This is a genomic window from Dechloromonas sp. ZY10, from assembly GCF_041378895.1.
Lineage (GTDB): Bacteria > Pseudomonadota > Gammaproteobacteria > Burkholderiales > Rhodocyclaceae > Azonexus > Azonexus aquae.
The window spans coordinates 835,531-852,911 of the sequence record NZ_CP144212.1 but is presented as its reverse complement, the minus strand read 5'-3'; the positions used below and the strand labels follow the sequence as shown (position 1 = coordinate 852,911).

The following is a 17,381-nucleotide window of genomic DNA, read 5'->3' as shown; positions in this document are numbered from 1 at the left end:
GAGTGAGAGATGATTGGGCGCACGTTGCGGCAGACAAAGAGGTCTGGCTCGGCTTTTTCCCAAAGCCACGGTCGACCGTGGTTTCGAGCAAAAACGGCTATCTGATCACCGCCCCAAAAAACACCAAACCACGCCGGCCCACATGCCGCCCGGAGCTGTTAGCCAGCGATCAGTGCGCTAAGCCTTAGTTGCCCGCATCGCCTTCTTGAACGCTTTGAACGCGGGCACCGCAAACAGTTGGCTGCGCCCCAGGCGGGACAAAGGGGCCAGGGTCATTTTTTGCGAAAATCACGGTCGACCGCGCCCCGGGGCAAAAACCACCACCCCACCTCAGCCCAAGCGGCGGGCGTAGATCTCCATTTGCGCGCGGTAGCGGTGCGGGATGGCGAAGTCGACGACGGTGAAACCGCATTCTTGCAGCAGCCGGGTCAGGCTGGCGCGGCTGAAGTTGTGGTAGTGCTCGATCTCGATCCAGTACGGGTTCTGGCCGCTGCGGTCGAGCAGTTGCCAGCTCGACGCGCCGGCATCGGGCAGGCTGAGTACCAGCAGGCCATCGGCGGCCAACAGGGTATGCGCGTGGCGTAGCGCGGCACGCGGGTCGGGCAGGTGTTCGAGGACGTCCATCAGCGACAGCACGCGCAGTTCGCCGGCCGCAGCCGGCGGCGTCCAGGCGAGAAAGTCGCCGGCCTCGACCGGATAGCCGAGTTCGCTGACCCGCCGCGCGGTTTCGCTGCGGGCGTCGAGGCCATGCACGCGATAGCCGAAATCGGCGGCGGTCATCAGCAAGGCGCCATCGCCGCAGCCGACATCGACCCAGCAAGGGGCAAGGCTGCCGCCGAGGACTGCGGGATAGCCGCCGAGGCAACGGGTGGCACGCTCGACCACCGGCGCCCACTGCGCCCGCAGGCTGTCGTGCTGCGCCGCCAGCGACGCCAGCTGGGCCGGATTGGCGTGGCGGAAGAGCGCGGCCAGCCCGGCCGCCGACCAGACCTGCGCGGTAAACACATGGGCACAGGCGCGGCAACGCTGCCAGGCCAGCGTCGGCGGCAACTCGTCGTGCCACAAGGGGTGCGCCCGGCAGTCGTATTCGCCGAGCGCTTCGCCGCTGCCGCCGCATAGCGGGCAGGCCGGCACCGGCTCGCGCAACGGTGCCGGCGCTGGGCTCAAGAGCATCGCCGGCAGCACCGACAACTGCTCAGGAATATCGAGACAACGCTGCTCCGGGGTCGCGGCGAGCATGGCCAGAATGCCCTGCTCGAAATGCCGAGTGAAGCGGGCGGCGTCGAACAGTGGCGCCTGCTGCCGCTGCTCGGCCAGCCGGGCACGGATTTGTTGCCGGTAGTCGGCATCGAGCCCGAGCCGGACCGCAATCGCCAGCATCGCTTCGCTATCGGCGCCGACCAGCTCGGGCAGGCCGATGGCGTGCAGCAGGCTGGCGCTGACCCGCGACGAGAAGTGGCGCCCCAGCGCCGTGACCACCGGCACGCCGGCCCACAGCGCATCCGAGGTGGTGGTGTGGCCGTTGCAGATCAAGGTATCGAGAATCACATCGGCCAGTTGCAGCCGCGCCAGATGCGCCTGCGGCAAGGCGAAGGGTGCAAAGATCAGGCGCTCGGCAGCGACCCCGGCGGCAGCAGCCTGGCGCCCCAGTTCGTTCTGCGCCGCAGCGCACTGGCCGAGCAGCCAGAGGACGCTGTCCGGGACCTGTTGCAGCACCCGCAGCCACAAGGCAAAGGTGGCGCGGTCGATCTTGTACGACTGGTTGAAGCTGGCGTACACCACCGCCGTCGGCTGCAGGCCGTGCTCGCTGCGCCCGCCCTGCAGCGGCGCGATGGCGCGCTGGCCGTCGTTGCACTGGTAACTGTGCGGCAGCCGGCAGAAGCGTTCGCTGTAGTGGGCCAGGCTGCTGTCCGGCGTCACCCAACGGTCGCTGACGATGAAGTCGAGATCAGGGCTGGCGCAGCTGCCGGGGTAGCCGAGGTAGGCGACCTGCAGCGGCGCCGGGCGATAGGCGAGGATGCCGGCGCGGGCACCGCCAGTGTAGCCCTTGAGGTCAAACAGCAGATCGAGGCGGTCGGCGGCGATGCGCTCGGCGGCCTCGCAGTCGCTCAAGCTGCGCAGGTCGACGTGGTGCTCGACGGCGCCGAGGAAGCGCTGACGGTATTCGGACGCATCGGGCGTGGTGTAGTCGTAGGCAAAGACCTCGAAACGCTCGCGGTCGTGCTGCTCGAAGACGCCGATCATCAGGTGCAGCGTCGCGTGGTTGCGAAAATCGCAGGAGAGGTAGCCGATGCGCAGGCGCCCGGGCGGACGCGGCCCGGCCGGACGCGGCAAGGGATGGATCGCGCCGACGATGCGCTCGCGGTAGGCGCGCGTCACCTCGTGGTTGATCCGCTCGTCGGCACACCAGGTGACGTGGGTCAGCGGGTACTCGGCCGGCGCGGCGTAATCGCCGGCGGCGTAACAGGCCAGCATCTTGCGCTGCAATTCCTCGGTCCACGTCCAGTCGCAGGTAAATCGCGCCGGCACCAGCGCGGCGCCGATCAGCGCCGGATCGTCGCCAGCCAGCGCGAGAATCTTGCGGAAGGCAGCCGCCGATTCCTCGTACAACTCGTTGCTCTGCAAGAGTAGCGCCGCATGTTTGAGGTAGGCCGGGTTGCGGCTCAGGCCGAGTTGCCGCCGGGCCAGTTCGATCGCCGGTGCAAAGCGCCCGATGTTGAAGTGCGTGGTGATCAGCGCATCGAGAATTTCGTCGCTGTCTGGGCTTTCCTGCCGTGCCCGCGCCAGGCAGGCGAGCGCCTCGTCGCTCTGGCGGGCGTCGGCAAGCAGGATGCCGGCCGCCAGCCAATTGCGGCTGCCGCCGCCGGCCGCACCGGCCTGTTGATAAGCAGGAATCGCCTCGACCGGCCGACCGGCCACCCGGTAAGCCTCGGCGAGCAGGGTCAGCAGCGCCGGGTGCCCGGGCTGTTCGCGCAGCCGCGCCTGCAGTTCGGGAATCGCCTGCGCCGGCTGGCCGCCGTTGATCAGGGCCAGCAGCGTCTGTACCGGATCGGCAGCGCTCATCGCTCGGCCTGCTTCAGGCGGTTTCGCTGATCAGCCGCACTTCCTCGCCGGCAAAGCGGATCACCTGGCCGGGGCGCAATTTTGCCCGTTTGCGGGTGTCGACCGTGCCATCGACACTGACCATGCCCTCGGCAATGGCGGTATGCGCGGCGCCGCCCGATTCGCAGAGGCCGGTGGCCTTGAGCAACTGGTCAAGCTGGATGTGGTCGCCGCGCACGGCAAATTCGATACTCATCAGGAGTCTCCCAACAGGATGATGTGGACGCGGCACGGGCCGTGCGCACCGAGCACGATGGTCTGCTCGATGTCGCCGGTACGCGATGGCCCGGAAATGAAATTGAGCGCGCGCGGCAGGCTGCCGTCGCCGCTGGCACGAACGCGGGCAAAGGCCTGCTCCATGGTCGCCAGCAAACGCGACACCGGCAGCAGCGCAATATGGGTTTCCGGCAGCAGGCTGACGCTGGCCGGAGTTTGCGGCGACGAAGTCAGCAGCAGGGTGCCGGTTTCGGCCACGGCGCAGAAAGCACCGGTAATTCCGACCGGATCGGCGTCTTCCGCCGCCCGCGCGGCCACGCTCAGGCCGGCGCCGGCCCAGTCGAGGTCGGCCAGTTCGCCGCTGATCACCGCCTGCAAAGGCAGGCCCTGCACCTGCAGCCAGGCCGCTACCGCCTGCGGCGCCGACGCCCGCTGGGCGATGCGGGCGACGCTGCTGGCCAGGCTTTCGGCCTTGGCGACAAAACGCTCGATCAGAGCCTCGGCAGCGGCCGAAAACTGCGGCTGCGGGCCGAGCGGTCGGGCCGCCAGATAGGCTTCGGCGGCAGCGCGGCGACTGGCAAAATCGCCGCGCTGGGCGGCACCGGCAGCCTGGACCCCGGCACGGATCCGCTGCCGGATTTCGCTGCGCGCCGTGCCGGCGGCAGCAAGCAGCCGGGCATCCTCGGTCGTCGGCGGATTCACGGGGCGCTTCTCACGGGCGTTCACAGGCAATTCCTCGGCGTTCCGGCAACAAAGGCTTCGATATTGTCGATCAGTTGATCGGCGAGCGCCTGCATCGCCGGACGGCTCGACCAGGCAACGTGCGGCGTCAGGATGAAGTTGGGCAGCGCCAGCAGGTCGGGCGCCAGCAAGGGATGAGCCGCCGGCGGCGGTTCGCTGCTCAGCACATCAAAACCGGCACCGCCAATCCAGCCCTCGCGTAGCGCGCGAGCGAGCGCTAACTCATCAACGATGCCGCCGCGCGCGGTGTTGATCAGCAAGGCATCGGAGCGCATCGCACGCAACTCGGCCTCACCGATCAGGTGGCGGGTTTCCGGCGTCAGCGGGCAATGCAGGCTGAGCACGTCGGCCTCGGCCAAGGCCTGATCAAACGACACGTAACCAGGACGCGGCGTCGCCACGCCCTTGCGCTCGACCTGCAACACGCGCATGCCGAAAGCGCTGGCCAGCCGCGCCACGCCCTGCCCCAGGCTGCCATTGCCGACCAAGGCCAGGGTCGAACCGTGCAGGTCGCGGATCGGGTGGTCGAACAGACAGAACTGGCTGGCCTGCGACCAGGCGCCGGCCTGCAGCGTCTGCCGCCAGGCGGCGAGATTGCGCAGCAAGGCGAGAATCAGCGACAGCACGTGCTCGGGCACGGTGTGCTCGGCGTAGCCACGGATATTGCTGACGACGATGCCGCGCGCCCGGCAGGCGGCGAGGTCGATGTGGTTGGCGCCGGTCGCGGCAATGGCGATCATTTTCAGCTCGGGCAGCGCGTCGACCGTGGCGGCGCTCAGCGGCACCTTGTTGGTGACCGCGATCTGCACTCCCTGCAAGCGAGCGACCACTTCGTCAGCAGACGTTGCAGCGTGGGACACCCACTGGTGAGCAAAGCCCGGTGCGCGCAACTCGGCACGCAAGCCGGCGGCATCAAGATCAACAATCCGCCACATCGTCGGCGGCCCTCAGCCGAGCAGGTCGCAGGCGATTCCGGCCGCGTCGGCGAGCGCCACGACCTGGGCGCCAAGCCCGGCTTCGCCGGTGAACAACAGGCGTTCAATGCCGGCCCGGCAGAGGCCGTCAATCGCGTCCTTGTCGCCCTGGACCAGATTCAGCACGCCGCCCGGCCAGTCACAACGCGAGCTCAGTTCGCACAGGGCAAAAACGGCCGACGGCGCCTGCGGGCTGGGCTTGACGGTCAGCGTGCCGCCGGCCAGCAGCAAGGGCGCAATCGCTGCGGCAAAGCGCGACAAGGGGCGCTCCGCGCCGACCACCAACCCGAACACGCCGCTGACGAAGCCGGCCTGGCCGACCAGGTCGCTGCGCAAGGCGGCAACGGCGGCGTCGACTTCGGCGGTTGCCGCTTCATCGGCCAGACCCAGGTCCTGCTGCAGGAGCTTGGCGAAATGCCCGCGATAACGCTCCAGGCCGTCGGCCAGCGCCTGAATGCAGACCCGGCGGGCCGGCATGCCCATCGCCGCCCATTGCGGCTGCGCGGCCTGCGCGGCGGTCACCGCCTCGGCGGCCTCGGCGGCGCCGCACAGCGGCACCCGGCGCACGGCCTCGCCACTGACCGGATTGACCACATTGAAGAAGCGGTCGCCGACGCTCAGGTAGGCGCGGCCGTTGACCCACATCGGAATGGCCATCGGGCCTTCGGGAGCGAAATCCATGCTCAAACTCTCTTTCTTGCTGCGTAGCGTTCGTGAAAAGTCGGGCCCGGCGGTACCGGCAGGTCGCGACCCACGGTCCACCCCGGCGCCAGGCCGAAAATGCGGATGCGGCGGCCGCCGCGACTCCCGTCTGGAGCCGGGTCGGCCAGCCAGCCAAGATAACGCGCGGCGATCCGGGAAAACAGTCGATACAAGCGCGGCTGCCGCGCCAGCCAGCCCCAGGCTTTGAAGGTGAGGCGTTCGCCGAGCGGGCGCAAACCGCGCTCGACCTGGGTTTCGCGCAACCGGTGCATCAGCTTGGGCAGCGGAATGCGCACCGGGCAGACGCTACCGCACTGGTTGCAGCCAGTCGTTGCCTGCGGCAGGTCGACGGCGTTTTCGATACCGGTGTACAGCGGCGTCAGCACCGAGCCCATCGGCCCCGGGTAGACCCAGCCGTAGGCGTGGCCGCCGAGCGAAAAATATACCGGGCAATGGTTCATGCAGGCGCCGCAGCGAATGCAGCGCAGCATGTCCTGGTAGTCGGAGCCGAGCAGGTCGGCGCGGCCGTTGTCGACCAGGATGAAGACCGTCTTTTGCGGCCCGTCGTGTTCGCCGCTGCGGCGGGTGCCGGTCAGCAGCGAGACGTAGTTGGAGATGCTCTGGCCAGTTGCCGAGCGCGGCAACATCCGCATGAGGGTGGCGAAATCCTCCAGCGTCGGGATCACCTTCTCGATCCCGGTGACCACCACATGCAAGGGCGGCAGCGTGGTCACCATCCGGCCATTGCCTTCGTTGGTCACCAGCGCGGCAGTGCCGCTTTCGGCGATCAGGAAATTGGCACCGCTGACCCCCATCTCGGCACTGAGAAAATGTTCGCGCAGCACGCCGCGCGCCTCGCGCGTCATCTCCGGGATGTCGGCGGAATTGCGCGTTTTTTGCGGTCGACCGTGATTTTCGGCAAAAAGCGCCTCGACTTCACCGAGCGTTTTGTGCACCGCCGGCGCGATGATGTGCGACGGGGTTTCCCCGGCCAGTTGCACGATGTATTCGCCGAGGTCGGTCTCCACCGGCTGGATGCCGGCGGCTGCAAGCGCCGCGTTGAGGTGCATTTCCTCGGACAGCATCGACTTCGACTTGACCACCTTGCGCACGCCGTGCTGCCGGGCCAGCGCCACCACCAGCGCCGCCGCCTCTTCGCCGTCACGCGCCCACAGCACCTCGGCGCCGCTAGCCAGCGCCCGCTCCTCGAACAGGCTCAGCCAGACGTCGAGGTCAGCGAGTGCGCGGTTGCGGATCTCGGCGCAGGCATCGCGCAGGCGCTCGCCGTCGAGGCCATCCTCAGCCAGCGCCGCGACGCCCTTGGCGCGCTTGCCGACGAACAGCGGCCGTGCCTTTTGCAAGGCCTGTTGCAGCACCGGGTTGCGCACCTTGTCGCCGGCGCGCTGCTGGAAAAACATCGCCTGCGAATGCTTCGCAGCGCCAGGTTGGCGGGCGCTCACTTGGCTACCTCGCCCGCCAGAATCTCGGCAAAGTGCAACACCCGGGTGGTTTCGTCGCCACGCCGCCGCAAGCGCCCCTCGATATTGAGCAGGCAGCCGAGATCGCCGCCAGCCACTACGTCAGCACCGACGCTGGCAATCGATTCGCACTTGCGGTCGACGATGCGCGTCGACACTTCACCGTACTTGACCGAAAAGGCGCCGCCGAACCCGCAGCACTCTTCGCATTCAGGCATCTCTTCCAGCTTCAATCCGGGCAGGCGGGCGAGCAGTTCGCGCGGCTGCTGCTTGATCCCGAGACCGCGCAGCCCCTTGCACGAGTCGTGGTAAGTGACGCTGCCGGAAAAATCGCCTGCGGGCGAAAAATCGGGCGCATGTTCAGCCAGAAACTGGCTCAACTCGCGGGTTGCCCCGGCCACCGCCTGCGCCCGCATTGCCCAGGCCGGCTCGTCGGCAAGCAGTTGCGGATAGCCGTTGCAGATGTGTTCGGCACAGGAGCCGGACGGCACCACCACGCGCTCGTAGCCTTCCAGCTCGGCGACGGCCTTCTTCGCCAACGCGACCGCGATCGCCCGCTGGCCAGCACTTGCTGCCGGCTGGCCGCAGCAGGTCTGGCCGTCCGGGACCACCACCGTGCAGCCGACGCGCTCCAGCAACTGCAGCGCAGCAAAGCCGACTTCGGGCCGCATCAGGTCCACGAGGCAGGTCACATAGAGGGCCACTCGCATGTTAATATTGCGCCGCACAAGAATATAAACGGGCAATCCTACCCAAAGCGCACCAATAAAGGAATCCAGTTGTCGCAAACAGAACGCCAATCGCCTGCCGGGAACAGCGAGCAGGCCAAGGCCCCCGGCTCCATCCAGGTCATCGAGCGCATGATGTCGCTGCTCGATGCGCTCGCCACTTCGCCCGAGCCGGCAACGCTGAAGCAACTGGCGACCGACACCGAACTGCACCCCTCGACTGCGCACCGCATCCTCGCGGCGATGACTCAGGCGCGCTTTGTCGAGCGCCAGGATTCTGGCGCTTATCGCCTGGGCATTCGTCTGCTCGAACTGGGCAACATCGTCAAATCGCGGATCAACCTGCGTGAAGTCGCCCTGCCCTACATGCAGCAACTGCATGAAGTGATCGGCGAAGCGATCAACCTCGGCACCCGCCACGACGACGATATCGTTTATCTGGAGCGGACCTCGTCGGGCCGCTCGCTGGTTCGCGTCGTCTATCTGGTCGGCGGCCGCGCACCGCTGCACCTGACCTCGCTGGGCAAGCTGTTCCTCGCTGCCGAAGGCCCGCAGAAAGTGCGCGACTACGCCAAACGCACCGGCCTGCCCGGCAAGACGCCGCATTCGCTGACCTCGCTCGAAGCGCTGGAAAAGGAACTCGACAAAGTCCGCCGGCACGGCATCGCCTACGACGACGAGGAAGCCGAACTCGGCCTCAAGTGCGTCGCCGCGCCGATCCACGACGACGAAGGCCACATCGTCGCCGCCCTCTCGGTATCGGCCCCGGCCGACCGGCACGACCCCGACTGGGCGGCACAGGTCCGCCGTACCGCCGACGCCGTTTCACAAGCCCTGGGCTATACCGGCCACAAGCGCTGAACGCTGGACAGGTCGGACAATCCGCTTGGCCGACACCAAGGCGAAAAGCGAGTGATAGAATCCTGCGTTTGCTTTTACATCCCCTGGAGTCATAACAATGATTAGTCTCGCCCACGCCCAGACCGCAGGCGCTGCTGCCGACCCGACCGGCGGCCTGATGCAGATGCTGCCGATGATCCTGATGTTCGTCGTGCTGTGGTTCCTGATGATTCGTCCGCAAATGAAAAAAGCCAAGGAACACAAGGCTTTGCTCGAAGCCCTGGCCAAGGGTGACGAAATCGTGACCCAGGGCGGCCTGGTCGGCAAGATCGTCAAGGTCGGTGAATCCTACGTCACCGTCGAGATCGCCGAAGGCACCGAAGTGGTCGTACAAAAACCGGCCGTTGGCCTGGTCCTGCCCAAGGGCACGCTGAAGAGCCTGTAATTTCTTCCCCAGAAGGCGGCCCCGGCCGCCTTTGTCGCTTTAGAGCCACCATGAATCGCTACCCCCTGTGGAAGTACCTCACCGTTGCCATTGCGCTGGTGCTGGGCTTCATCTACACCCTGCCCAATTTCTTTGGCGAATCGCCGGCCGTGCAGGTTTCGAGCGCCAAGGCCACGATCAAGGTCGACGACAAGGCGCGCGCCCGCGTTGAAGAAACGCTCAAGGGCGCCGGCATCGGCCACGACGGCATCGTTCTCGACGGCGTCGGCGTCAAGGCCCGCTTCAAGGACACCGACACCCAGTTGAAGGCCAAAGACTTGCTGGAAAAGACCTTCAATCCAGACACGACGGACCCGCAGTACGTCGTTGCGCTGAACCTGCTGTCGGCCTCGCCGCAATGGCTGACCGGTCTGCACGCGCTACCGATGTATCTCGGCCTCGACCTGCGCGGGGGGGTACACTTCCTGCTGCAAGTGGACATGAAAGGTGCGCTGACCAAGCGCCTCGACGCCACCGCCGGCGACCTGCGCACCGCGCTGCGCGACAAGAACATCCGCCACGCCGGCCTGTCGCGCGAAGGCGAGCGCCTGGTTGTCCGCTTCCGCGATGCGGAAACCCGCGACAAAGCCAGGAACGCCATTGCCGATGCGCAACCCGACCTGCAACTGGGCGAGCAGGGCGAAGGCAGCGACCTCAAACTGGTTGGGACGCTGAAGCCGGAAGCACAGAAAAAAATCGGCGAATTCGCGCTCAAGCAGAACATCACCACCCTGCACAACCGGATCAACGAACTCGGCGTTGCCGAGCCGGTGATCCAGCAGCAAGGCGCCGACCGCATCGTCGTTCAACTGCCGGGCGTACAGGACACGGCCAAGGCCAAGGACATCCTCGGCCGTACCGCAACGCTTGAAATCCGCATGGTCGACGATGCACCCGGCGGCCTCGACGCCGCGCTGGCCGGCAACGCGCCGTTCGGCACCGAGGTCTATAACGAACGCGGCGGCCAGCCGCTGCTGGTCAAGAAGCAGGTGGTGCTGACCGGCGACCGCCTGACCGACGCGCAACCCGGCTTCGACAGCCAGACCCACGAGCCGGCCGTGCATTTGACGCTGGACTCCGCCGGCGCCCGCATTTTCAAGGACATCACCCGTGAAAACGTCGGCAAGCGGATGGCCATCCTGCTGATCGAGAAGGGTAAGGGCGAAGTCGTCACCGCGCCGGTGATCCGTACCGAAATCGGTGGCGGCCGGGTCCAGATTTCTGGCCGCATGACCACCAGCGAAGCCAACGACACCGCGCTGCTGCTGCGTGCCGGTTCGCTCGCCGCGCCGATGGACATCGTTGAGGAACGCACCATCGGCCCGTCGCTCGGCGCCGAGAACATCAAGAAAGGCTTCAACTCGACGCTGTGGGGTTTTGCCGCGATTGCGCTGTTCATGATCGTCTATTACCGCATGTTCGGCCTGATCTCGGGCCTGGCGCTGGCCGCCAACCTGCTCTTTCTGGTCGCCCTGCTGTCGCTGCTGCAGGCCACGCTGACCCTGCCCGGCATCGCGGCCATTGCGCTGACGCTGGGCATGGCGATCGACGCCAACGTGCTGATCAATGAACGGATCCGCGAGGAACTCCGCGTCGGCATGCCGCCGCAGGCGGCCATCGCGGAAGGTTACGAGCGGGCTTTCGGGACCATTCTCGACTCCAACATCACCACCCTGATCGCCGGCCTGGCGCTGCTGCTGTTCGGTTCCGGCCCGGTGCGCGGCTTTGCCGTGGTGCATTGTCTCGGCATCCTGACCTCGATCTTCTCGTCCATCGTCGTCTCGCGCGCGCTGGTCAACCTGATCTACGGCCGCCAGAAGAAGCTGGCCACGGTCGCCATCGGGCAAATCTGGAAGCCGGGCACCTCTGCCACGGTCAACGCCGAAAAATAAGGAAAAAGCATCATGGAATTTTTCCGGATCAAGAACGACATCCCCTTCATGCGCCATGCGCTGAAGTTCAACCTCATCTCGCTGATCACCTTCCTGCTCGCGGTCTTCTTCCTGCTGACCAAGGGTCTGCACCTGTCGGTCGAATTCACCGGCGGCACGCTGATCGAAGTCCGCTACGAGCAGGCCGCCGACCTGGAAAAGATCCGCGGCGCCCTGGGCAAGGCCGGCTTCAGTGACTATGCGGTGCAGAATTTCGGCTCATCGCAGGACGTGATGATCCGCCTGCCGCTGAAAGCCGAACAAAAGGCCGACCTGATCGGCGACCAGGTGATGGCCGCGCTGGCCGCCGAAGCCCCCGGCGGCAGCAAGCAGCGGGTCGAGTTCGTCGGCCCGCAGGTCGGCAAAGAACTCGCCGAGAACGGCGCGATGGCGCTGCTGGTGGTGATCGTGGGGATCGTCATCTACCTCGCCTTCCGCTTCGAATGGCGCTTTTCGGTGTCGGCGATCATCGCCAACCTGCACGACGTAATCATCATCCTCGGCTTCTTCGCCGCCTTCCAGTGGGAATTCTCGCTGTCGGTGCTGGCTGCGGTACTGGCCGTCCTCGGCTACTCGGTCAACGAATCGGTGGTGGTCTTCGACCGCGTCCGCGAGACCTTCAAGAACGTGCGCGGCCTCTCCACGCCGCAAGTCCTCGACCACGCGATCACCAGCACCATTTCGCGGACCATCATCACCCACGGCTGTACCCAGCTGATGGTCCTGTCGATGCTGGTCTTCGGCGGCGAGACGCTCTACTACTTCTCGTTGGCGCTGACCATCGGCATCTGCTTCGGGATCTACTCCTCGGTACTGGTCGCCAGCCCCCTGGTAATGTGGCTGGGTGTTTCGCGCGAACAGTTCATCGCCAAGCAGAAGAAGGCCATCGAAGGCATGACCGACGACGGCGCCTGCGTCTGACAGCCCTCGGGGCCGTGACCGACGGCCCGCCCAAGCGACAAAAAAGCCACCGGAAATTACCGGTGGCTTTTTTTACCTCTGCGACGCCAGCCCGAGCCGGCATCACGAGCAGCAAGACTGGCTTACCAGGCCGGGGTGCTTGCTGCGGGTGGCACCGCTGGTGGGGCGGGAAGCCAGGCACCGCTGGCGCCATACACGACCGCCAGTGCCAGCAACAAAGCAAACAGGAAAGCCCCCCAACCACCACCACGGGCCGGTTCGCCGCCCCCGCCCTGCTTGCGTCCGGTCAGCATCGGCTTGACCAGGTCCTGCTTTTTCACATGCGTATAGAACAGGATCGCGGCGATATGCAGCGCAACCAGAATCAGCAGCAAATCGGCAAACAGGTGATGCATGCCCGTCAGGCGATTGCTCAACTCCTTGCCGACCAGTTCATAGAGCGGGCCGGTGAAGGCAATATCGTCATTGGCAAAGAGGCCACTGACGATTTGCACGGTCAACAGGCCCAGCAAGGCCAAAACCGAGCAGGCCCCGAGCGGATTATGCCCTGCGCCCTGCCAGTGTCCGGCCAGATACGCCCGCACCCGTGCCGGAGTGGGAAAAAACTGGGCAAAGCGGGCATAGCTTGAACCGACCACGCCCCAAACCAGGCGAAACGCCACCAGTCCTGCCGCCAGCAGGCCACAACGCGCGTGCCAGTCGATCCAGTTGCCACCGACCTGACCACTAATCACCGCCACCAGTACGGTCACGACCAAGACCCAGTGAAACACACGCGTCGGCAGATCCCAGACACGAATTCCTTGTTGCTTCATATCCACCCTTCATCATTACCCCCTGGCAAGCCAACGGCTGCCAGCAAAACAGGCGCCCGCAGGCGCCTGTCAGAGTATGCACGACACTGTCGCCAGTGCCTGTTGCATGGATTACTTTTCATCCTTGCGGAATTTGTCGTGACAGCCCTTGCAGGTCTCGCCGACCTTGCCAAACTGCGCCTTGATCGCGGCGGCGTCGCCGGCAGCGGCGACCTTGGCCAGTTCGTTGGCTTCCTTGTTGAAAGCCATGGCAACCTTCTTGACGCCTTCGCCATCGGTGAACAGTTCCGGCTTGACCCGGGTCTCAACCCAGCCCTTGCCCTTGTCGCTACCCGGCACATAGAGTGCCCCCATGCCGGAATTAGCCAGCGCGGCAATCGTATTGGCTGCGGCCACCGCCTGATCCTTGTTGAAGGAGCCCGGGTTATCGACCAGCATGCCCTTGAGTTTGCCCATGTTCCAGGCCATCACCGCATAACCGGACTGACGCCACTTGATGGCATCCTCGACCTTGACCTGGGCAACAGCAGAACCGGCGATAGCGACGGCAAGCAAAGACAGCAGCAGTTTGGATTTCATCTATTTTCTCCGTGGTAGGCAGGGCGGACTTGCCGCAACGATTATAAGATTTTGATTATACCCAAGCGAACCAGCGCAGGACGCGGGAATAAGTGAAGCATTTTGAACGGTTCGCTGAAGAATTCGCAACGCCCGCAGCGAAAAATGGGCAAAACCATTTTTTTGACAAATGTGAATGCGCTTGGCAGCGCCTTTAACGACAATCCGCCGTTCCCGTTTTCTGCTGCCCTGCCCTCCATGCGTAACCACGAAGCCCCACCCGGACGCGGCCTGTCGATCGTCGACAGCCTCGGGCGGCGCTCGACCCTGATTTTCACACTGCTCGCCCTGCTTGCCGGCTGCGCCTACTACCTGCTGGCCAGTCAGACTGCGGATGAACGTGCCAGCGCCGCAGAAATCAATCTGGCCGGACGACGGCGGATGCTGTCGCAGCACATTGGCCTGCTCGCCAGCCAATTGCAACGGCGGCCGGACCGCGACGATGCAGAGGCACTGGCCCGGGCCGCCCAGGAGATGGCGGAAATTCACCAGACACTGCTTGAAGGCACGCCCGACCGGCGCATCCGCCCCCTGCCGCAAGCCCTGCAGGCAGACCTGCAAGCAGGCGACGGCGCCCATGCGCAGATTCGCCGGTTCATCGAGTTGAGTCAGGAGCTCAGTCGCCAGCCGCAAGACATGACCGGGCAGGAAAAAGCGCTGAGCCAGCTGGTCGAACTCAGCCGGGGCCCAGTCCTGACTGCGGTTGACCAGCTGGTCGGCAGCTACCAGCGGCTCAGCGAGAACAAGAGCGATGCGCTACGCCAGCAACAATGGCTGGTGCTGATCGCCGCGCTCGCGTTGCTTGCTTACTCGGCACTCGGCGTACTGCGCCCGCTGATCATCCAGGTCCGGCGCACCCTGGCCGACCTTGCCTCATCGGAAACCGCCTTACGCCAGACCATGGCTGAAAACCGCCTGATCCTCGACACCACCGACGAAGGGCTGTTCGGCGTCGACCGCCACGGGCGGATTCGCTTCATCAATCCGGCGGCGGCACAAATGCTCGGCATCCAGGCCCGCGAACTGGCCGGACTCGACCACCACCCGTCGATCATCGAACAACGTGACCATTGCCCGATCTGCACCGCACTGGCGCAAGGCAGCCGACAAAAAATCGAAAGCAGCGTATTCATCCGGCACCGTCCCGGCGAACGCAGCAGTTTTGCCGTCGAGTACTCGGTCGTCCCGCGCCCGGACGGTCAGGGTGCGGTGATTTCCTTCCGCGACATCAGCGCCCGCCTCGCCGCAGAGGAACGCGTACAGCGCATCCGCCAGCGCCTGGTAGACGCCGTCGAGGCCATGGACGATGCCTTTGCCCTGTTCGACGCTGATGATCGGCTCAGTCTGTACAACCTGCGATTTACCGAATTTTTCCCCCTCCCCGGCGACAGCGGGCCGCTCGGCCTGAGTTTTGCCGAGTTCATTAGCACCGCCGCACGCCTGGGGCTGTACGCCCAACTGCCAGCCGACCTGGACGCCTGGCTGGAGGAGCGCCTGGCCGCCCACCGTACAGCCAATGGCTCGATTGAAATCGCCTGTGCCGATGGCCGCTGGCTGCGCGCTACCGAGCGCCGCACCCGCGAAGGCGGCACGGTGGTGATCTGGTCCGACGTCACCCATCTCAAGCACGCGCTGATTGCTGCCGACCGGGGCAGCCGGGCAAAGTCCGAATTCCTGTCGCGCATGAGCCATGAGTTGCGTACGCCGCTGAATGCGATTCTCGGCTTTGCACAGGTGCTCGAACTCGGCGGCGGCAGCAGCCTCAAGCCAGACCAGCAGGAATACGTCGGCCATATTCTGCAGGGGGGCCGCCACCTGCTCTCTTTGATCAACGAAGTTCTCGATCTGTCGGCCATCGAAGCCGGCAAACTCAGCATCGACCATCAAGAGGTCAACCTTGGCGACCTCTGCCGCGAGTGCCTGAGCCTGATTTCGCCGCTGGCGGCCAACCGCGACATCACTTTGCGGCAGGAACTGCCCTCCGACGCCACGGTTCTGGCCGATCGCAAGCGGCTCAAGCAGGTGCTGCTCAACCTGCTCTCCAATGCAATCAAGTACAACCGCCCGGCTGGCGAAGTGCGGGTCGAAGCCAGCAGCGATGGCGACTGGCTCCGCCTGGAAGTGCACGATACCGGCCAGGGCATCTCCCACACCCAAGCCGAACGGGTTTTTCAGCCGTTTGAACGGCTTGGCCGCGAAGAAATCGAAGGCACCGGGATTGGCCTGGCCATCACCCGTCGCCTGGTGGAATTGATGGGCGGCGAAATCGGTTTCGACAGCCAGCCCGGGCAAGGTACCTGCTTCTGGCTGCGGCTGCCTGCGGCCTGCCGGACCACCGTGCCGACCAGCGGGCCGCGCGCCAGCAGCGAAACAGCCGCGCTGCCGGCCGGGGAACCGGGCCAGGCCCTGATCAGCGTCGGCGTCGACGACCACCATCTGCAATTGCTGGAACTGATCTGCCGCACGCTAGGCCAAACCCGCCTGCTCGCCTTTGCCGAAGCCGCACCGGCATTACAGGCCGCCAGCCATCAAGCCTGCCTGGCGATCATCGCCGCGCCCCCGGCTTTAGCCAGCCTGCAAGGCGTGCGCGACAAGGCAGCAGGGCGACCGCCGCTGATTGCCCTGAGCGCCGCCGACACTGCACCGGATGCTGCCGACCTGCACCACCCCCTGCCCTTGAACCCGCGCCTGCTGGCGCGTACCCTGCGGGAGCTTGCCCATGCCAGCTGAACCCACCTGCCGGCTCGACCCTGAGCGTTTCCATCGCGCCCGCATCGTGGCGCTTGATGACCAGCCGGGCAATGTGCGCCTGCTGGAGGTTTTCCTCGGCGAAGCCGGCTACCGCCATCTGACCGGCCTGACCGACCCTACCCGGCTGCTGGAAGTGCTCGATGCTGAAGCAGTCGACCTGCTGCTGCTCGACATGCGCATGCCGGTTTTGGATGGCCTCTCCGTGCTCGCCTTGCTGCAGGATGAAATTCGTCTGCACGGACTACAGGTCATCGTGCTGACCGCGCAAACCGAGCGGGAAACCCGCCTGGCCGCACTCGCCCAAGGCGCCCGTGACTACATCACCAAGCCCTTCGACAGCGAGGAATTGCTGTGCCGCATCCACAATGCACTGGAAGCCCGCTTTCTTTATCAAGACCGGGCCAGCGAGGCCGAACGGCTTGACGCGATGGTCCGCGAGCGAACTGCGCAACTTGCCGAAACCCAGTTCGAACTGGTGCGCTGTCTGGCTCGTGCCGGCGAATTTCGCGACAGCGATACCGGTTCGCATATTTTGCGGGTATCCATCGGCTGTCGCCTGCTGGCCGAGGCGGCCGGCCTCTCCGCGCATGAAATCGAACTGATCCGCTATGCCTCGATGATGCACGACATTGGCAAAATTGGCGTTGCCGACCGGATCTTGCACAAGCCGGCACGCCTGACGCCGGAGGAATTCGAGGAAATCAAGACCCACTGCCGGTATGGTGTCGAAATCATTGGCAACCATCCGGCCGACGTGACCCAGATGGCTCGCTCAATTGCCCTCACCCATCATGAACGCTGGGATGGGCAGGGTTACCCGCAAGGCTTGCGGGGTGAGGAGATTCCGGTTGCCGGCCGGATCACCGCGATCATCGACGTCTACGATGCGCTGACCTCCAGCCGCCCCTACAAGCCAGCCTTCCCTCCCGCAGAAGCATTGCGCATCGTCAGCCAGGGAGCGGGCAGCCAGTTTGATCCGGCCTTGGTCACGCATTTCCTGGCCATTCACGAGCAGTTGCGACAACTGCTCGAAGCGCTGGCGCAGGATGAAACACCGGCCAGCGGCACCGGCTAAAACGC

The 17,381-nt window shown here is 65.4% G+C and carries 15 protein-coding genes; 6 read left to right on the top strand and 9 right to left on the bottom strand.

Annotated elements, in window-relative coordinates; genetic code table 11:
* Positions 1-330: 330 nt before the first annotated feature.
* The 7 genes from VX159_RS03885 to VX159_RS03855 are packed head-to-tail and all read right to left on the bottom strand — an operon-like array spanning position 331 to position 7,905.
* Positions 331-3,063, bottom strand: coding sequence for a methyltransferase domain-containing protein (locus tag VX159_RS03885; RefSeq protein ID WP_371324679.1), 2,733 nt, complete (start codon positions 3,061-3,063; stop codon positions 331-333).
* 13 nt (positions 3,064-3,076) lie between these two features.
* Positions 3,077-3,298 (bottom strand): RNA-binding S4 domain-containing protein, encoded by a 222-nt coding sequence (locus VX159_RS03880; protein ID WP_371324678.1) that lies wholly within the window; start codon positions 3,296-3,298, stop codon positions 3,077-3,079.
* Positions 3,298-4,020 carry a lactate utilization protein C gene (locus tag VX159_RS03875; RefSeq protein ID WP_371324677.1) on the bottom strand — a complete coding sequence of 241 codons (723 nt, stop codon included), beginning with the start codon at positions 4,018-4,020 and terminating at the stop codon, positions 3,298-3,300. The genes VX159_RS03880 and VX159_RS03875 overlap by 1 nt, the downstream gene beginning before the upstream one ends.
* Positions 4,021-4,040: 20 nt before the next feature.
* Entirely contained in the window at positions 4,041-4,994 is a 954-nt protein-coding gene (locus VX159_RS03870) for a D-2-hydroxyacid dehydrogenase (RefSeq protein ID WP_371324676.1), read from the bottom strand.
* 12 nt (positions 4,995-5,006) lie between these two features.
* Positions 5,007-5,714 (bottom strand): aldehyde dehydrogenase family protein, encoded by a 708-nt coding sequence (locus VX159_RS03865; RefSeq protein WP_371324675.1) that lies wholly within the window; start codon positions 5,712-5,714, stop codon positions 5,007-5,009.
* Between the two features lie 2 nt (positions 5,715-5,716).
* Complete coding sequence (locus VX159_RS03860) at positions 5,717-7,153, bottom strand: lactate utilization protein B (protein WP_371324674.1); 1,437 nt, start codon at positions 7,151-7,153, stop codon at positions 5,717-5,719.
* Positions 7,154-7,191: 38 nt separating this feature from the next.
* Positions 7,192-7,905 (bottom strand): (Fe-S)-binding protein, encoded by a 714-nt coding sequence (locus tag VX159_RS03855; protein ID WP_371324673.1) that lies wholly within the window; start codon positions 7,903-7,905, stop codon positions 7,192-7,194.
* 168 nt (positions 7,906-8,073) lie between these two features.
* On the opposite strand from VX159_RS03855, the gene VX159_RS03850 reads away from it, so the two are divergent.
* The 4 genes from VX159_RS03850 to secF all read left to right on the top strand — a co-directional run bounded on the left by VX159_RS03850 (position 8,074) and on the right by secF (position 12,117).
* A complete protein-coding gene (locus VX159_RS03850) occupies positions 8,074-8,802 on the top strand; it encodes an IclR family transcriptional regulator (protein WP_371325489.1) in 729 nt (242 codons plus the stop codon).
* A gap of 97 nt (positions 8,803-8,899) precedes the next feature.
* Positions 8,900-9,226 carry a preprotein translocase subunit YajC gene (gene yajC / locus VX159_RS03845; protein WP_371324672.1) on the top strand — a complete coding sequence of 109 codons (327 nt, stop codon included), beginning with the start codon at positions 8,900-8,902 and terminating at the stop codon, positions 9,224-9,226.
* A 50-nt stretch (positions 9,227-9,276) separates the two neighbouring features.
* Complete coding sequence (secD, locus tag VX159_RS03840) at positions 9,277-11,157, top strand: protein translocase subunit SecD (RefSeq protein WP_371324671.1); 1,881 nt, start codon at positions 9,277-9,279, stop codon at positions 11,155-11,157.
* Positions 11,158-11,169: 12 nt separating this feature from the next.
* Positions 11,170-12,117, top strand: a complete 948-nt coding sequence (gene secF, locus VX159_RS03835; RefSeq protein WP_371324670.1) for a protein translocase subunit SecF — start codon at positions 11,170-11,172, stop codon at positions 12,115-12,117.
* A 122-nt stretch (positions 12,118-12,239) separates the two neighbouring features.
* Here the strand turns inward: secF and VX159_RS03830 are convergent, their stop codons facing one another.
* Both VX159_RS03830 and VX159_RS03825 read right to left on the bottom strand, forming a co-directional pair.
* The gene (locus VX159_RS03830) at positions 12,240-12,932 is read right to left on the bottom strand and encodes a cytochrome b/b6 domain-containing protein (protein ID WP_371324669.1); all 693 of its coding nucleotides are present in this window, start codon (positions 12,930-12,932) and stop codon (positions 12,240-12,242) included.
* A 111-nt stretch (positions 12,933-13,043) separates the two neighbouring features.
* Positions 13,044-13,511 carry a cytochrome c gene (locus VX159_RS03825; RefSeq protein WP_371324668.1) on the bottom strand — a complete coding sequence of 156 codons (468 nt, stop codon included), beginning with the start codon at positions 13,509-13,511 and terminating at the stop codon, positions 13,044-13,046.
* A 237-nt stretch (positions 13,512-13,748) separates the two neighbouring features.
* On the opposite strand from VX159_RS03825, the gene VX159_RS03820 reads away from it, so the two are divergent.
* Together VX159_RS03820 and VX159_RS03815 are read left to right on the top strand one after the other, a co-directional pair.
* Positions 13,749-16,280: an ATP-binding protein gene (locus VX159_RS03820; RefSeq protein ID WP_371324667.1), complete on the top strand. Its 2,532-nt coding sequence runs from the start codon at positions 13,749-13,751 to the stop codon at positions 16,278-16,280.
* On the top strand, positions 16,270-17,376 hold the full coding sequence (locus tag VX159_RS03815; RefSeq protein WP_371324666.1) for an HD domain-containing phosphohydrolase: 1,107 nt from the start codon (positions 16,270-16,272) through the stop codon (positions 17,374-17,376). Before VX159_RS03820 ends, VX159_RS03815 begins: the two co-directional genes overlap by 11 nt.
* Positions 17,377-17,381: the final 5 nt, after the last annotated feature.

What these genes read in the sequence shown, in the direction of transcription:
- VX159_RS03885 (WP_371324679.1), bottom strand. Translation starts at nt 3,063, where the DNA reads ATGAGCGCTGCCGATCCGGTACAGACGCTGCTGGCCCTGATCAACGGC.
- VX159_RS03880 (WP_371324678.1), bottom strand. Translation starts at nt 3,298, where the DNA reads ATGAGTATCGAATTTGCCGTGCGCGGCGACCACATCCAGCTTGACCAG.
- VX159_RS03870 (WP_371324676.1), bottom strand. Translation starts at nt 4,994, where the DNA reads ATGTGGCGGATTGTTGATCTTGATGCCGCCGGCTTGCGTGCCGAGTTG.
- VX159_RS03865 (WP_371324675.1), bottom strand. Translation starts at nt 5,714, where the DNA reads ATGGATTTCGCTCCCGAAGGCCCGATGGCCATTCCGATGTGGGTCAAC.
- VX159_RS03860 (WP_371324674.1), bottom strand. Translation starts at nt 7,153, where the DNA reads ATGTTTTTCCAGCAGCGCGCCGGCGACAAGGTGCGCAACCCGGTGCTG.
- VX159_RS03850 (WP_371325489.1), top strand. Translation starts at nt 8,074, where the DNA reads ATGATGTCGCTGCTCGATGCGCTCGCCACTTCGCCCGAGCCGGCAACG.
- yajC (WP_371324672.1), top strand. Translation starts at nt 8,900, where the DNA reads ATGATTAGTCTCGCCCACGCCCAGACCGCAGGCGCTGCTGCCGACCCG.
- secD (WP_371324671.1), top strand. Translation starts at nt 9,277, where the DNA reads ATGAATCGCTACCCCCTGTGGAAGTACCTCACCGTTGCCATTGCGCTG.
- secF (WP_371324670.1), top strand. Translation starts at nt 11,170, where the DNA reads ATGGAATTTTTCCGGATCAAGAACGACATCCCCTTCATGCGCCATGCG.
- VX159_RS03830 (WP_371324669.1), bottom strand. Translation starts at nt 12,932, where the DNA reads ATGAAGCAACAAGGAATTCGTGTCTGGGATCTGCCGACGCGTGTGTTT.
- VX159_RS03825 (WP_371324668.1), bottom strand. Translation starts at nt 13,511, where the DNA reads ATGAAATCCAAACTGCTGCTGTCTTTGCTTGCCGTCGCTATCGCCGGT.
- VX159_RS03820 (WP_371324667.1), top strand. Translation starts at nt 13,749, where the DNA reads ATGCGTAACCACGAAGCCCCACCCGGACGCGGCCTGTCGATCGTCGAC.
- VX159_RS03815 (WP_371324666.1), top strand. Translation starts at nt 16,270, where the DNA reads ATGCCAGCTGAACCCACCTGCCGGCTCGACCCTGAGCGTTTCCATCGC.